Consider the following 15,475-nt stretch of genomic DNA (forward strand, 5'->3'; position numbering starts at 1 on the left):
CGGCGGCTCCCGGCCGGGTGGTGGTCAGGCCCTGGTGTGGCCGTTCAGCACGGCCAGCGGAGTGTCCGCCAGACCCAACTCACCCGCCTTGTCGAGCAGTTGCTTGAACTGCCCGGTGTTGTCGCCGCCCTGCTTCATCAGCTTCATCAGCAGGGCGGACACCGTGAGGTTCTGCACGTCGGAGGTGGAGACGGAGCCGAGCATGCGGCTCAGGTCGTCGGGGAAGCTCGCGGAGCCGTCCAGCCAGGGCCCGGCGAGGGCCTGCGCGGTCTCGGAGTTCTTGACGAACCCGTCCACGCTCTTGCCGAGGGAGATGGACGAGACCAGGCGGTCGAAGAAGACCGAGTCGCCGCCGACGATGTTGATGTCCGCGTTCTCCAGGCCGGTGGCGAGCACGGTGGCCTGGGCCTCCGCGACCTGCCGCTGCACGTCGAGACCGGCGAGCCGGACGTCCTTCTCGGCCTCGAGGCGCAGGCGGTACTCCTCGTGACCGCGGGACGCCTCGTCGAGCGCGGCCATCGCCGCGGCCTTCTCGGTGAGGCCGGCGGCCTCTGCCCGCAGCTTGCTGCCGACGGCCTCCGCCTCGGCGACCGCCTTGGCGCGGGCGCCCTCGGCCTCCGCGCGCAGCCGGGCCTCGGTGGCCTCGGCCTCGGCGCGGCCCGCCTTCTCGATGACCTCGGCCTCCTTGTCGCGCACCTGGAGGGCGGCGAGACCCTCGGCGGCGGACTCCGCCTGGACGCCCTCCGCGAGCCGCAGCTTGGCCTTGGCGTCCAGGTCGGCCGTCTTCAGGCGGGCTTCGGCGAGGGTGAGTTCCTCGGCGGCGCGGTGCGCGGCGGCCTGCTCCGCGGCCTCGGCGGCCTTGATGTCCTTGACCAGCTTCTCCTGCGCCTCGGCCTCCGCAGCGATGATCACGGCCTGGCGCTGCCGCTCCGCCTCCTCGACGGCCCGCAGCTTCTTGATGGACTCCTCCTGCTCGGCGACCGTGCGGTCCACCGCGACCCGCTCGCGGATGACCTCGGCGATCTCCCGCTTCTCCGCCTCGACCTCCTTGTCGGCGGCGATCCTGGTCAGCGAGGTCTCCCGCTCACGGGCGATGACCTCCAGCATGCGGTCCTTCTCGATGCGCTCGCTCTCCACGGCGATGACCCGCTCGCGGTTCTTCGCGGCGACGGCGACCTCGCGGGCCTGGTTCTCCCGCTGCACGCCGAGCTGTTCCTCGGTCTTCAGGAACGCGCTCTGCGCCCGCAGCCGCTCCTCCTCGACCACCCGCGCGGTCTCCGCCTCCTCGCGGGCGCGCACGGTCTCGATCTCCCGCTTCTGTTTGATCTCGGCGTCCGTCTGCCGGCGCTGGAGCTCCAGGATCGCCTCGCGCGCGTCGACGTCCTGCCGGGTGATCTCCTTCTCCTCGTTGCGCTGCGCCTCGTTGGTGCGGACGTGTTCGACGGCGGTCAGCTCGGTGATCTTGCGGATGCCCTGCGCGTCGAGGACGTTGCCCGGGTCGAGCTGGGTGAGCGGGGTCTGCTCCAGGTAGTCGATCGCGGCGTCCTCGAGGTGGTAGCCGTTCAGGTCGACGCCGATGACCTCGATGATGCGGTACCGCAGCTCCTCACGCTTGGTGTAGAGGTCGGTGAAGTCCATCTGCTTGCCGACGGTCTTCAGCGCCTCGGAGAACTTCGCGTGGAACAGCTCCTGGAGCGTGTTGCGGTCGCTGGCGCGGGCGGTGCCGACGGCCTGGGCGACCTTGATGACGTCCTCGACGGTCTTGTTGACCTTGACGAAGAACGTGATGCGGATGTCCGCGCGGATGTTGTCCCGGCAGATCAGTCCTTCCTTGCCGGCGCGGGTGATCTCGATGGTCTTCACCGAGATGTCCATCACCTCGGCCTTGTGCAGCACGGGCAGCACGACCGAGCCGGTGAAGGTCACGTCGACCTTGCGGAGTTTGGAGACGATCAGCGCCTTGCCCTGTTCCACCTTGCGGAACAGTTTGGTGACGAGCAGCAGGCCGATGAGCACGAGCAACAGGGCGGCGCCGACGAGTACGGCGATGCCCACGGTGGCGGCATCCATGGGACACGTCCTTCTGGGCTGGCTTACGGGCAGAAGTCGGATGTGTGCGGCGCCTCGCGTGCGAGGGCCTCAAGGGTGTGGGGCCTCGCTCCGGGGCGAGGCGGTGACGTCCGGTGGTGGTGGAGACGGCTCAGCCGTCGACGCGGTTTCGCGCCGGGCGCGGAGGGTTGCCCTCCGCGCGGAGGCGTGCCGCACCGTCCCGGTCCGCGCCGCGCGTGCGCGGGGACCGGGACGGCCAGGGTTCGTCGGGGGCGCTGCGGTGCAGCGGTCCCGTGCGACGGGAGGCGGCCGGGCCGCGGGTGCGGTTCACGTAGGTCCGCATGGGCCCGCCCCCTCTCCGTCTTTCCGTCCGTGCGTTCAACGGTCGATGTCATCGGGCAGCACTGCTCCCCTCCGGGCCCCGGGCACGGACACCTGCCGGTGTCCGGCACCGGAACCTCCGCAGTGCTCCCCGCGAGCTATGCTGCCCGGCCCGGCCCGTTTCGCGCATTGCCGGTTTCCGGCAAAGTTCACTAGGGTCTGCATGCCGGTGTGCCGCCACGAACGCATCAGGACGGCGTCAGGAACGTGAGGGGACGATGTGTCGGAACGAGAGATTCCGGAGCAGTACCTGGAGGGATACGCCGAGATACTGACGGAGGTCGCGGCCACGGGCCGGCGCCTCACCCGCGACGAACTCGCCTCCCGCCGCGCCCTCGGGGAACAGGCCGCGGAGGCCGGCTACGGGCTGCGCTCCCTCGTCATCGCGCATCTCGAAGCCGCGCGCGGCGCCTGGCCGGCCCGCGGCACCGACGCGGCCGACGGTGCACTCGCCGCCGTGCAGCAGGCGGTGGACGCGTTCGCCGAAGGGTACGAGCGGGCGCAGAGGCTGGCGGTCCGTCAAGAGGAGGCGGCACGACGGGAGTTCATCGACGACCTGCTGTACGGCCGCAGCGACCTGGGCCGACTGGCCGAGCGTGCCGAACGGTTCGGGCTGCGGCTGTCCCAGGAGCACGCGGTCGCCGTCGCCCGGGGCCCCGTCGCCTACGAGGAGGGCGACCCGGTGCCCCGTCAGGTGGAGCGCGCCCTGATCACCCGATTCGGCAACCGCAGCATCCTGCTCACCACCAAGGACGGGCGGCTGCTGTGCATCGCGCCCGGCCACCAGCAGGAGGTGCTCATCCACTTCGCCAAGCAGGCGCACGCCGCCACCGACGGCGGCCAGGTCGCCCTCGGACGCCCGCAGCCGGGACCGGGCGGCGTGGTCCAGTCGTACGAGGAGGCGTTGAACGCGCTGGAGATCGCCGAGCGGCTGGGCATGGACGACCCGGTGCTGCGCGCCTCCGACCTGCTGGTGTACCCGGTGCTTGCCCGTGACCGGCAGGCCATGGCCGACCTGGTGCACAACACCCTGGGCCCGCTGACCGAGGCGCGCGGCGGGGCCGGGCCGCTGCTGGACACGCTCACCGCCTACTTCGACTCCGGCTGTGTCGCCGCGGAGGCCGCCCGGCGGCTGTCGCTGAGCGTGCGGGCACTGACGTACCGGCTGGAGCGGATCCACCGGCTGACCGGCGCCGACCCGGGTGACCCGGCGCACCGTTACATGCTGCAGACGGCGGTCATCGGAGCGCGGCTGCTGGACTGGCCGGACTCGGCGGTGGCGTAGGGACCTACCCCACCGCCGGGGTAGGGGGCCTACGGCTCGGGGAGGAACTCGCGGCCCAGTTCCTCGCGGCCCAGGACCGTCAAGCGCGGAACCCCGGTGTTCCAGTCGCGGGCGGCGTCGTCCACGGCCCCGGCGACCGCGCGGGCGAGGGGGCGGCGGGCCAGGACCAGGCCGAGCGACACGAGGGGGCGGAGCAGGCCTCGGCCACGCACGCGCACGGTGACCGTGACCTCCCAGTCGTCGTGGTCGCGTCCCGGACTCGGGACCGCCGTCAGTTCGGCGCGGGCCACACCGCACGTCAGCCGCGCCCGCAGCGGCGGCCCACAGGCGCTGCCGCCCCGGTCCGCCGCCTGCCACCAAGCCTCGCACCGCAGTTCGGCGTCGGCGTCGAACCGGGACAGCGGTGACCGGACGCCCTTGAGCGCCGCGCGGCCGGACAGCTCCACACGGTCCGGCCGGTCGGGCCCGATCAGCGCGGCCCGCCCGGTGAGGTCGCCGCCGGGCCCGGACCCGGAGAAGACGACCCGCAGGGCGTGGGTACGGCGCCACTCCTCGACGGTGATCCGTACCGTGTCGGCGCCCGTGCCCGTGCCTGCGCCTGTGCCGGCTTCGCCCTTGTGGGCGTCGGCGAGGCTCTTGCCGGCGTCGGCTTCGCCCTCGAGGGCGTCGGCTCCCCCCTTGCCCGCGTCGGTGTCCTCGGTGGTCTCGTACACCGCGCCCGGCCGCAGATGGCGTCCCTCGGCCAGCAGCAGCTCCGGGACCTGTCGGCCGTCGGGCAGCAGGACACGCCCGTCCTCCGCCGTCGTGCTCTCGGCGAGGTCGGTCAGGGCTCCGAGGGCGTCGACGAGCCAGGGGCGCGGGACGGGCGCGAGGGCCACGGTGCGGGCGATGCGGACCATGCGGACACGGTGACGCCCGGGAGGTGCTCAGGTCCATGCCCGCGCCCGGCAGCACGTCGGCGGAGGTGCTTCCGGCGCCCGGCAGCGGTGACGCGCGGTCAGCTCTCGACGAGGGTGACGTCGTGGTGGCTGACGGCGTGCGGGACGGGAATGATCAGGATGCCGCTGCCGCGCAGCTCCAGCAGGGTCGCTTCCACCTTGGCCGGGCCCGCCTTCAGGGCGTTCTGCGGGGCCTTGCCGCTGTTCTGCCAGCTGTGCTCCGCACCGTCGCACACCGCGACGGAGCCGCCGATGCCGTAGTTGACGTTGGGCGTGCTCTGGTTGACCGAGGAGCTGATGTAGACCCGTCCGGTGCCGGCGACACAGCGGTAGGTGCCGGTGAGGGTGACGGTTCCGTCGGCGGCGATCCGGCCTTCGGGGTCGACGGTGACGTACTCCGCGGGGGCGGACGGCGCGGCCGCCGCCGAGGGGGCCGCGGCGGCGGCGCCGAGCAGCAGCAGCGCGGCGCCGAGGAGGGAGCGTACGGGCATGAGGGGGGACCTCCGAAGTGAGCGGAAGGGGACCCTCCAGCAGTACCCGTCGCACGGGGGCGCGGCCACTTGTCCTCACCCTTCCGGATCCACACCCCACGCCGCGGTGACCGTTCGCGCAGTTCCCCGCGCTCCTGTGAGGGCTCGGGGAACTGCGCGATCAGCCCCACCGGCCCGCGGGCGCTGGTCGGCGCGCATCCTCCACGCGGGTGGTGCGCCCAGCTCCTGGCGCGCCGAGCGAACCGCTCACCCGTCCGCCACGAACCACCGCAGCAGCGACGCCAACCGCTGCGGACGGTCAAGAGCGATCAGCGTCCGCGTGTTCCTCAGCTCCACCAGCCGCCCTTGCGGCAGCAACTCCGCCAGCATGCGACCGTGCTCGCGCGGCATCATCAGATCCTCCGTCGCCCAGACGACGAGAGCAGGGCGCTGAAAGCGCCGCAACCCCTGCGCAGCCTCCAGGAGTTCCGTCCGCCGCACATGCGTGTTGTAGTGCCGGAAGTCCCGTCGGATCGCCGGATCCGTCCGCAGCGGCCGGAGCCACCGCTCCACCATCTCATCGGGCACCGGCCTCTTCGTCAGCGCGCCGAAGCCGGCCGGAAGCCGGCGCAACGGCTTGCGGCCCAGCACACGGACCATCAGCGGAACACCTCCGGGAACCCGGCAGGCGAGCCCGATCATCTTGCCGGGAAGCCCCGGCGGGTAGTTGTCGAAGGCCTCGCAGGAGATCAGCACCAGCCGGGCCAGCCGCTCGGGGTGCCGGGCCGCGACCGTCTGGGCACGTCCGCAGTCGCTCTCGACGAGCGTGACGTCCCGCAGGCCGAGCCGTTCGAGGAACTCGGCGATCAGCTCGTTGACCAGGTCCGGCGTGGGAGGCCGGCGCATCGGCCGGCGGTGGGCCCCGTACGGCAGGGTCGGCGCGATCAGGCGGTGGTCGGAGCGCAGTTCGGCGACGACATGACGCCAGACGGAGGCGTCGTGCAGCAGGCCGTGCAGGAGCACGACCACCGGTCCCCCGCCGCCCGTGTCCTCGTAGGCGACGGTGCCCGCGCTCAGCTCGATCTCCGGCATCGTTCCAGGCTAGGAGGCGCGGGCGGGCCGCGCCCGGCGGCTCACGGGAGGACGGCGAACCCGTCGAGCTCGACCATCGCCTCCTCGTCCCACAGCCGGACCACCTCCACCACCGCCATCGCCGGGTAGTCGCGTCCCGCCACGTCCCGCCAGATGCGCCCGAGTTCGCGCGCGTGCTCGCGGTACGCGGCGACGTCGGTGGCGTAGACGGTGACGCGAGCCAGGTCGGCGGGGGCGCCGCCGGCGGCGCGGAGGGCGGTGAGGAGGTTGGTGAGGGCGCGGGTGAACTGCTCGGGGAGCGTGTCGCCGACGACCTTCCCGTCGCCGTCGAGGGCGGTCTGCCCGGCCAGGAACACCACGCGGGAGCCGGTGGTGACGACGGCGTGGGAGAAGCCGGCGGGCGGGGACAGGTCGGGCGGGTTGACGCGCTCGGCGGTCACCGGGCCTCCAGGGTCTTGTACAGCTCCTTGGCGATGATGCCGCGCTGGACCTCGCTCGCGCCCTCGTAGATGCGGGGCGCGCGGACCTCGCGGTAGAGGTGTTCGAGCAGATGGCCCCGGCACAGGGCGCGTGCTCCGTGCAGCTGGACGGCGGTGTCGACGACGAACTGGGCGGTCTCGGTGGCCAGCAGCTTCGCCATCGCGGAGCGCCGTGGCACGTCGTCCGCGCCCTCGTCGTACGCGGTGGCCGCCGCGTAGACCATCAGGCGGGCGGCCTCCGTGCGGACGGACATCTCGGCGACCTGGTGGGCGACCGCCTGGAGGTCCTTGAGCCGGCCGCCGAACGCGTCCCGCGCGGCGGTGTGGGCCACGGTCGCGTCGAGGGCGGCCTGCGCCATGCCGACGGCGAACGCGCCGACGCTGGGCCGGAACAGGTTGAGGGTGTCCATGGCGACGCGGAAGCCGGCGTCGGGCTCGCCGAGGACGTCGGCGGCGGTGACCGGCACGCCGTCGAAGCGCAGGGTCCCGAGGGCGTGCGGGGCGATCATGTCGAGGCGGCTGCCGGTGAGGCCGGGCCGGTCGGCGGGTACCAGGAAGGCGGTCACGCCACGGGCGCCGGCGCCGGGGGTGGTGCGGGCGAAGACGGTGTAGAGGTCGGCGTCGGGGGCGTTGGAGATCCAGCACTTCTCGCCGGTCAGCCGCCACCCGTCGGGGCCGTCGCGCTCCGCGCCCAGGGACAGGGCGGCCGCGTCGGAGCCGGCGCCCGGCTCGGACAGCGCGAAGGCCGCGACCGCCGTGCCGTCACTCACCCGGGGGAGCCACCGCTCCCTCTGCTGCGGGGTGCCGTGGGCGTGCACGGGATGGGCGCCGAGGCCCTGGAGGGCGAGGGCGGTCTCCGCCTCGGTGCACGCCTGGGCGAGCGACTCCCGCATCAGGCACAGGTCCAGCGCGCCGGAGGTGAACAGCCGGGAGAGCAGTCCGAGCGCGCCCAACTCGACGACCAGCGCGCGGTTCACGCGGCCCGGCTCCCCCTTCTCCGCAAGTGGCCGGAGCCGTTCGGCGGCCAGGCGGCGCAGCTCCGCACACCGGGCGAGTCGTGCCGGTTCGAGCGAGAATGCGGTCATCGCCGGTCCCTTCCCTCACCACTGGGCCACTGCCGAGGTTATCGCGGACCGTTGACTGCCGTCACCAACGCGATACGCTCCTGATGCGAGCCCACCACGCCGAGGGGGCGGATCGACATGGATCCACGGTCCACCGCGCACGTCGACACCTTCGCCCGCGACCATCTCCCGCCACCGGACGAGTGGCCCGAGCTCCGCTTCGACCTGCCGGAGCTGCGCCACCCCGAGCGGCTGAACTGCGCCGTCGAGCTGCTCCGGGGCCAGCCCGACGGCCGCCCGGCGTTCCGCACGCCCGACGGCGGCGTCTGGACGTACGGGGAGCTGCGCGCGCGGGTGGACCGGCTGGCGCATCTGCTCACCACGGACCTCGGGGTGGTGCCCGGCAACCGGGTGCTGCTGCGCGGGCCCACCACGCCCTGGCTGGCCGCCTGCTGGCTGGCGGTGCTGAAGGCGGGCGGGGTCGCCGTCACCGTGCTGGCCCAACAGCGGCCGCACGAGCTGTCCACCATCTGCGCGCTCGCCGAGGTGCGGCACGCCCTGTGCGACGTGCGCTCCGTCGACGACCTCGTCAAGGCGGAGGTCGGGGGCCTGCGCATCGCCGTGTTCGGCGGCGACTCCCGCGACGACCTGCTGCACCGCCCGGCCCCCGACGGCCCGTTCGACGCGGTGCCGACGGCCGCCGACGACGTCGCCCTGATCGCCTTCACCTCCGGCACGACCGGGAAGCCCAAGGGCTGTACGCATTTCCACCGGGACGTGATGGCCGTCGCGGACACCTTCTCCCGGCACGTCCTCAGGCCGGTCGCCGACGACGTGTTCGCGGGCAGCCCTCCGCTGGGCTTCACCTTCGGCCTCGGCGGTCTGGTGGTGTTCCCCCTGCGCGCGGGTGCGAGCTCCCTGCTGCTCGAACAGGCGCATCCCTCGCAGCTGTTGGCGGCGATCGAGCAGCACCGGGTGTCGGTGCTGTTCACCGCGCCCACCGCCTACCGGGCGATGCTGGCCGAGGCGGACGGGCACGACCTGTCCAGCCTGCGCCGCTGCGTGTCGGCGGGCGAGAACCTGCCGGCCGCGACCTGGCAGGCCTGGCACGACCGCACCGGGCTGCGCATCATCAACGGCATCGGCGCCACCGAGCTGCTGCACATCTTCATCTCCGCCGCCGACGACGACATCCGCCCCGGCACCACCGGTGTGGCGGTGCCCGGATGGCAGGCGCGCGTGCAGGACGCGGACGGCGTCCCGGTGCCCGACGGAGAACCGGGGCTGCTCGCGGTGCGCGGGCCCGTCGGCTGCCGCTACCTGGCCGACCCGCGCCAGCGGGACTACGTGCGGGACGGCTGGAACGTCACCGGCGACACCTACGTCCGCGACCCCGACGGCTACTTCCGGTACGTGGCCCGCGCCGACGACATGATCATCTCCGCCGGGTACAACATCGCCGGTCCCGAGGTCGAGGACGCTCTGCTGCGCCACCCGGACGTGGTGGAGGCGGCCGTCGTCGGGCGTCCCGACGAGGCGCGCGGCCAGGTCGTGGTGGCCTACACGGTCCTCAAGGAGGGCGCCGGGCGGGACGCGGAGGCGCTGCGGGCGTTCGTGAAGGAGGAGCTGGCGCCGTACAAGTGCCCTCGGGAGATCGTCTTCCTGGACACGCTGCCGCGCACGGCCACCGGCAAGCTCCAGCGGTTCCGGCTGCGCACCGGCGCCGGGGACGACCAGGGCTGATGCCGGGGAGAAGGGCCCGCGGGCACGACCTAAGATGATCAACGTGTCCGACCAGCATGCTCCACGGTCTCTCATCGTCACGTTCTACGGCGCCTACGGCCGGTTCGTGCCGGGCCCGGTGCCCGTCGCGGAGCTGATCCGGCTGCTGGCCGCCGTCGGCGTGGACGCTCCGTCCGTGCGTTCCTCCGTCTCCCGGCTCAAGCGCCGCGGACTGCTGCTCCCGGCGCGCACCGGCCGTGGCGCGGCCGGTTACGAACTGTCCTACGAGGCACGCCAGTTGCTGGAGGACGGCGACCGGCGCATCTACGTCACCGCGCCGCCCGGCGACGAGGGCTGGGTGCTCGCGGTGTTCTCGGTGCCGGAGTCGGAGCGGCAGAAGCGGCACGTGCTGCGCTCCCGGCTGGCCGGTCTCGGCTTCGGCACGGCGGCGCCGGGCGTGTGGATCGCCCCGGCCCGGCTGTACGAGGAGACCCGGCACACCCTGGAGCGGCTGCGGCTGGACGGGTACGTCGACCTGTTCCGGGGGGAACACCTCGGGTTCGCTGCCACGGCGGAGGCGGTGGCCCGCTGGTGGGACCTGAAGGCGATCGCGGACGAGCACGAGTCGTTCCTGGCGCAGCACGCGCCCGTGCTGCGCGCCTGGGAGCGGCGTACGGACACCCCGCCGGAGGAGGCGTACCGGGACTACCTCCTCGCCCTGGACTCCTGGCGTCACCTCCCCTACGTCGACCCGGGTCTGCCCGCAGCTCTGCTGCCGGCGGACTGGCCGGGCACCCGGTCGGCGTCCGTCTTCCGGGCGCTGCACGAACGGCTGCGGGACGCGGGCGCGGAGTTCGCCAACCCGGCCTCGGGTCCCGAGGCCGGCTGAGGCGCACCCTCCGGGGTCACGCGCCCGTCGCCTCCGCGAGCGGCAGGTCGGACAGGGTGAGCCGGGGCCTGGGTGCGTCGGTGCGGCCGGTGCGGGGCGGGCGGCTGCCCGCACGGTACTGCGGCGGCCAGACCACGCCCGGACCCTCGTACCCCTGCTCGGCGGCCGCGTGCAGCGTCCAGTTCGGGTCGTACAGATGCGGGCGGGCCAGGGCACACAGATCCGTACGTCCGGCCAGGATGAGGGAGTTGACGTCGTCCCAGGACGAGATCGCGCCGACGGCGATCACCGGGACGCGGGCTTCGTTGCGCACCCGGTCGGCGAACGGCGTCTGGTACGAGCGGCCGAACTCCGGCTCCTCGTCGGCGACGACCTGCCCGGTGGACACGTCGATCGCGTCGGCACCGTGGTCGGCGAAGGCGCGGGCGACGGCGACCGCGTCCTCCGCCGTGGTGCCGCCCTCCGCCCAGTCCGTCGCGGAGATCCGCACGGTCATCGGCCGGTCCTCCGGCCACACCGCCCGCACCGCGTCGAACACCTCGAGCGGGAAACGCAGCCGCTTCTCCAGTGTCCCGCCGTAGGCGTCGGTGCGCCGGTTGGTCAGCGGGGAGAGGAAGCCCGAGAGCAGATAGCCGTGCGCGCAGTGCAGTTCGAGCAGGTCGAACCCGGCCCGCGCTGCCCGCACCGCCGCGGCCGTGAACTGCTCACGCAGATCGGTCAGTTGAGCCCGGGACAGCTCGCGGGGTGTCTGGCTCCCCGGCTTGTACGGCAGCGGGGACGGGGCGACCAGGGGCCAGTTGCCCTCGTCGAGCGGCTCGTCCATGCCCTCCCACATCAGCCTGGTCGAGCCCTTGCGGCCGCTGTGGCCGAGCTGCACGCCGATGGCGGCCCCCGGGGCGCTGGTGTGCACGAAGTCGGTGATCCGCCGCCACGCCTCCGCCTGCCGGCCGCTCCAGAGCCCGGCACACCCGGGGGTGATCCGGCCCTCCGGGCTGACGCACACCATCTCCGTCATCACCAGACCGGCGCCACCCAGCGCGCGGGCGCCGAGGTGGACGAGGTGGAAGTCGCCGGTCAGCCCGTCGGCCGCCGAGTACATGTCCATGGGCGAGACGACGACCCGGTTGCGCAGGGTGAGTCCGCGCAGCCGGAAGGGGGTGAACATCGGCGGCGTGCCGGGCGGGCATCCGAACCCGCGCTCCACCGCCTCGGTGAAGTGCGCGTCGCGGAGCCGCAGGTTGTCGTGGGTGACGCGGCGGCTGCGGGTGAGCAGGTTGAACGCGAACTGGCGCGGCGGCTGGCGCAGATACAGGGCGAGGTTCTCGAACCACTCCAGGCTTGCGCGGGCCGCGCGCTGGGTGGAGGCGACCACGGGCCGCCGTTCCGCCTCGTAGGCTTCGAGGGCGTCGGCGAGCGCAGGCTGCTCGCTCAGGCAGGCGGCGAGGGCGAGGGCGTCCTCCACGGCGAGCTTGGTGCCGGAGCCGATGGAGAAGTGGGCGGTGTGGGCGGCATCGCCGAGCAGCACGACGTTGCCGTGCGACCAGCGCTCGTTGACGACCGTACGGAAGGTCGTCCACGCCGAGCTGTTCGAGCGGAGGGGGCGGCCGCCGAGGGCGTCCGCGAAGATCTTGGCGCAGCGTTCGACGGACTCGGTCCGGTCGAGCTCGTCGAACCCGGCCGCCCGCCACACCTCTTCGCGCATCTCCACGATCACGGTGGAGGCGTCGGCGGAGAACGGGTAGCCGTGCAACTGCATCACGCCGTGCTCGGTCTCGGCGATCTCGAAGCGGAAGGCGTCGAAGGGGAAGTCTGCGGCCAGCCAGATGTAACGGCAGCGGTGCGCGGTGACGTGCGGGCGGAACACGTCCGCGAAAGCGGTGCGGGTGGTGCTGTGGACTCCGTCGGCGGCGATCACCAGGTCGTGGGTCTCCGCGAGGCGGGCGGGGTCGGGGGCCTCCTCGCGGAAGCGGAGTTCCACGCCCAGGGAGCGGCAGCGGTGGTGGAGGATCTCCAGGAGGCGGCGGCGGCCGAGGGCTGCGAAGCCGTGTCCTCCGGAGGTGTGGCGGGTGCCTCGGTGGACGATGTCGATGTCGTCCCAGCGGACGAATTCCGCCTGGAGGGCGGCATAGACCTCCGGGTCCGCGTGTTCGATGCCGCCGAGGGTTTCGTCGGAGAGGACCACACCGAAGCCGAAGGTGTCGTGGGGGGTGTTGCGTTCCCACACGGTGATGTTCCTGGACGGGTCGAGGCGTTTGAGGAGGGCGGCCGCGTAGAGGCCGCCGGGGCCTCCGCCGACGACCGCCACGCGCAGGAGGGCGTTCGCCTGGGCCGGCGGGTGCGGGTTCGTCGTGGCTTGTCGCGCAGTTCCCCGCGCCCCTGGGGGGGTCGGTGGCATCGGGTTCACCTCCCCCGCCATTTCGGGGCTCGCTTCTCCGTGAAGGCCGCGTGGAACTCGGCGTAGTCCTCGCCGGTCATCAGGAGGGCCTGGGTGGAGGCGTCCAGTTCGATCGAGGGGGCCAGCGGCATGTCGAGTTCCGACGTCAGCAGGGCCTTCGTCTGGGCGTGGGCGAGGGCGGGGCCGTCGGCGAGGCGGCGGGCCAGTTCGCGGGCCGCCGTGTCCGCGCCGCCCTCGTCGGCGAGCGCGCTGATCAGGCCGATCCGCTCGGCCTCCGGGGCGTGCACCGGCTCGCCCAGCATCAGGAGGCGGGTGGCGTGGCCCAGGCCGACGACCCGGGGAAGCAGGTAGGCGGCGCCCATGTCACCGCCGGAGAGGCCGACCCGGGTGAAGAGGAAGGCGAAGCGGGCGGTGGGGTCGGCGACGCGGAAGTCCGCGGCCAGCGCGAGGACCGCGCCGGCGCCCGCGGCCACCCCGTGGACCGCGGCGACGACGGGGAAGGGGCACTCCCGCACCGCACGGACGACCTGGCCGGTCATGCGGTTGAAGTCGAGGAGCTGCGCGGTGTCCATGGAGAGGGTGGCGCCGATGATCTCGTCGACGTCTCCGCCGGAGCAGAAGCCCCGCCCCTCGCCGCCCAGCACCAGGGCCCGGACGGCCCGCTCCCGGGACAGCTCGGCGAGGAGGTCGCGCAGGTCGGCGTAGGCGCCGAAGGTGAGGGCGTTCAGCTTGTCGGGGCGGGTGAGGGTGACGTGGGCGACGCCGTCGGCGACCTCGACGCGCAGATGCTCCCAGCGCGCGGTGCGGGCGGCGGAGCCGGTGAAAGGACTCATGAGGGCGGCCTCCTCGGGCGGGCACTGCGCGGCTCAGTGAGGTCTGCCACTCGAAGCTATCACTGCTTGGTGACTGTCGTCACGAGTGCGCGATAAGCCGTTCGGGCACGGTCACACGCGTCACGGAACATCGACGCCCGGGTAACGGTGCGGGCGGGCGTGCGAGGCGGGGCCGCCGGGCGGGTAGGCCGCGGATGCCGGGGCGCAGCGCCCCGGGCGGCGCACCCCGTCAGGGCTCCGGCCGCTCCCCCGTCCCGGGAGCGGTACCGGTCGAGGCGCGCCGTACCATGGGCACTCGAACACGGGAGCGCCCGCTCCATGAACGGAACCACTGTGTACGAACCTCCCGCCCTTCCCACCTCCTGGCGCGTCGCGCTGCCGCACACGACCGCGGCCGTGCCCGTCGCGCGTGCCCTGGTGCGCACGGCGCTCGCCGAGCGGGAGCACTCCGCCGACTGCGACACGGCGGAGCTGCTGACGGCGGAGCTGGTGGCGAACGCCGTGGAGCACACCTCGGGCCCCGCCCCGATAGAGCTGGTCGTACGGCTGCTGCCGACCGGTTTCCAGGTGGAGGTGCACGACGGCGACCCGGAGCCGCCCCGTGACCTCACCCGGCCCGACCCCGACCTGCCCGACCCGTGGCAGGAGCACGGCCGCGGGCTGCTGCTGATCCGCTCGCTCAGCTCGTCGTGCGGGCACCGACCCACCGAGTCCGGCAAGGCGGTGTGGTTCCGGCTGCCGGGCCAGCGGCGCCCGGTGTGAGCTCCGGGGCCGCCGGACCGGTGCCGGCGGCTCAGCCGAGGGTGGCGACCAGGACCGCCTTGATGGTGTGCATGCGGTTCTCGGCCTCGTCGAAGACCAGCGAGTGCGCCGACTCGAACACCTCGTCGGTGACCTCCAGCGACTCCAGGCCGTGCGCCTCGTACACGTCACGGCCGACCGCGGTGCCCAGGTCGTGGAAGGCCGGCAGGCAGTGCAGGAAGCCGACGTCCGGGTTGCCGGTGGCGCGCAGGACGTCCATGGTCACCGCGTAGGGCGCGAGGGCGGCGATCCGCTCGCCCCAGACCTCCTTGGGCTCCCCCATGGACACCCAGACGTCGGTGGCGACGAAGTCGGCGCCCGCGACGCCTTCGGCGATCTCCTCGGTGAGGGTGATGCGGGCCCCGCTCGCCGCGGCGAGCTCGCGGGCGCGGTCGACGACCTCCTGCGCCGGCCAGTACGTCTTCGGTGCGACGATCCGCACGTCCATGCCGAGCAGGGCCGCGGTGACCAGGTAGGAGTTGCCCATGTTGAAGCGGGCGTCACCGAGGTAGGCGAAGGCGATCTCCGGGAGCGGCTTGTCGCTGTGCTCGGTCATGGTGAGCACGTCGGCGAGCATCTGGGTGGGGTGCCAGTCGTCGGTGAGCCCGTTGAAGATGGGTACGCCCGCGTACGCGGCCAGCTCCTCGACCTTGGCCTGGCTGTCGCCCCGGTACTCGATCCCGTCGTACATACGGCCCAGCACGCGGGCGGTGTCCTTCACGGACTCCTTGTGGCCCATCTGTGAGCCGGAGGGGTCGAGGTACGTCGTGGAGGCGCCCTGGTCGGCGGCGGCGACCTCGAAGGCGCAGCGGGTGCGCGTCGAGGTCTTCTCGAAGATCAGCGCGATGTTCTTCCCGCGCAGGTACGGCGTCTCGGCCCCGGCCCGCTTGGCGGCCTTCAGCTCCGCGGCCAGCTCCAGCAGGCCGCGGAACTCCTCCGCGGTGAAGTCGGCCTCCTTGAGGAAGTGGCGGCCGGCGAGGGGGGTCGGGACTGTCGCCATGGGGGCGCTCCAGGACTGGGGGACACGAACCATGGAAGTCTATACGATGACCTGCAATTCTATACAGAGCCTGTCCC

13 protein-coding genes are annotated in these 15,475 nt (G+C 73.1%); 4 read left to right on the forward strand and 9 right to left on the reverse strand.

The window, feature by feature from the left end; all coding sequences use genetic code 11:
* Nucleotides 1-24: 24 nt before the first annotated feature.
* Nucleotides 25-2,070: an SPFH domain-containing protein gene (locus ACF1AG_RS07945; protein WP_359608136.1), complete on the reverse strand. Its 2,046-nt coding sequence runs from the start codon at nt 2,068-2,070 to the stop codon at nt 25-27.
* A gap of 580 nt (nt 2,071-2,650) precedes the next feature.
* Between ACF1AG_RS07945 and ACF1AG_RS07950 the strand changes: the two genes are divergently transcribed.
* The gene (locus tag ACF1AG_RS07950; RefSeq protein ID WP_359606184.1) at nt 2,651-3,715 is read left to right on the forward strand and encodes a helix-turn-helix domain-containing protein; all 1,065 of its coding nucleotides are present in this window, start codon (nt 2,651-2,653) and stop codon (nt 3,713-3,715) included.
* A 29-nt stretch (nt 3,716-3,744) separates the two neighbouring features.
* On the opposite strand, the gene ACF1AG_RS07955 is transcribed toward ACF1AG_RS07950, so the two are convergent.
* From ACF1AG_RS07955 to ACF1AG_RS07975, 5 genes are all read right to left on the reverse strand, one after another.
* Nucleotides 3,745-4,614, reverse strand: coding sequence for a hypothetical protein (locus ACF1AG_RS07955; protein WP_387795589.1), 870 nt, complete (start codon nt 4,612-4,614; stop codon nt 3,745-3,747).
* A gap of 98 nt (nt 4,615-4,712) precedes the next feature.
* A complete protein-coding gene (locus ACF1AG_RS07960; RefSeq protein WP_359606188.1) occupies nt 4,713-5,144 on the reverse strand; it encodes a DUF6299 family protein in 432 nt (143 codons plus the stop codon).
* A 246-nt stretch (nt 5,145-5,390) separates the two neighbouring features.
* On the reverse strand, nt 5,391-6,215 hold the full coding sequence (locus tag ACF1AG_RS07965; protein WP_359606190.1) for an alpha/beta hydrolase: 825 nt from the start codon (nt 6,213-6,215) through the stop codon (nt 5,391-5,393).
* Between the two features lie 41 nt (nt 6,216-6,256).
* Complete coding sequence (locus ACF1AG_RS07970) at nt 6,257-6,655, reverse strand: RidA family protein (RefSeq protein WP_048456080.1); 399 nt, start codon at nt 6,653-6,655, stop codon at nt 6,257-6,259.
* A complete protein-coding gene (locus tag ACF1AG_RS07975; protein ID WP_359606192.1) occupies nt 6,652-7,779 on the reverse strand; it encodes an acyl-CoA dehydrogenase family protein in 1,128 nt (375 codons plus the stop codon). The genes ACF1AG_RS07970 and ACF1AG_RS07975 overlap by 4 nt, the downstream gene beginning before the upstream one ends.
* Before the next feature lie 117 nt (nt 7,780-7,896).
* On the opposite strand from ACF1AG_RS07975, the gene ACF1AG_RS07980 reads away from it, so the two are divergent.
* Complete coding sequence (locus ACF1AG_RS07980; protein ID WP_359606194.1) at nt 7,897-9,501, forward strand: AMP-binding protein; 1,605 nt, start codon at nt 7,897-7,899, stop codon at nt 9,499-9,501.
* A gap of 34 nt (nt 9,502-9,535) precedes the next feature.
* Nucleotides 9,536-10,369: a PaaX family transcriptional regulator C-terminal domain-containing protein gene (locus ACF1AG_RS07985; protein WP_359606195.1), complete on the forward strand. Its 834-nt coding sequence runs from the start codon at nt 9,536-9,538 to the stop codon at nt 10,367-10,369.
* Nucleotides 10,370-10,385: 16 nt separating this feature from the next.
* Here the strand turns inward: ACF1AG_RS07985 and ACF1AG_RS07990 are convergent, their stop codons facing one another.
* Nucleotides 10,386-12,764, reverse strand: coding sequence for a bifunctional salicylyl-CoA 5-hydroxylase/oxidoreductase (locus ACF1AG_RS07990; protein ID WP_391809486.1), 2,379 nt, complete (start codon nt 12,762-12,764; stop codon nt 10,386-10,388).
* Between the two features lie 5 nt (nt 12,765-12,769).
* Nucleotides 12,770-13,597 (reverse strand): enoyl-CoA hydratase family protein, encoded by an 828-nt coding sequence (locus ACF1AG_RS07995; protein ID WP_391809487.1) that lies wholly within the window; start codon nt 13,595-13,597, stop codon nt 12,770-12,772.
* A 318-nt stretch (nt 13,598-13,915) separates the two neighbouring features.
* Between ACF1AG_RS07995 and ACF1AG_RS08000 the strand changes: the two genes are divergently transcribed.
* Complete coding sequence (locus tag ACF1AG_RS08000) at nt 13,916-14,359, forward strand: ATP-binding protein (RefSeq protein WP_359606201.1); 444 nt, start codon at nt 13,916-13,918, stop codon at nt 14,357-14,359.
* A 31-nt stretch (nt 14,360-14,390) separates the two neighbouring features.
* Here the strand turns inward: ACF1AG_RS08000 and argF are convergent, their stop codons facing one another.
* On the reverse strand, nt 14,391-15,398 hold the full coding sequence (gene argF, locus ACF1AG_RS08005) for an ornithine carbamoyltransferase (RefSeq protein WP_391809488.1): 1,008 nt from the start codon (nt 15,396-15,398) through the stop codon (nt 14,391-14,393).
* Nucleotides 15,399-15,475: the final 77 nt, after the last annotated feature.

The sequence above is a fragment of the Streptomyces sp. NPDC014764 genome (assembly GCF_043082785.1).
GTDB classification, from domain to species: Bacteria; Actinomycetota; Actinomycetes; order Streptomycetales; family Streptomycetaceae; genus Streptomyces; species Streptomyces althioticus.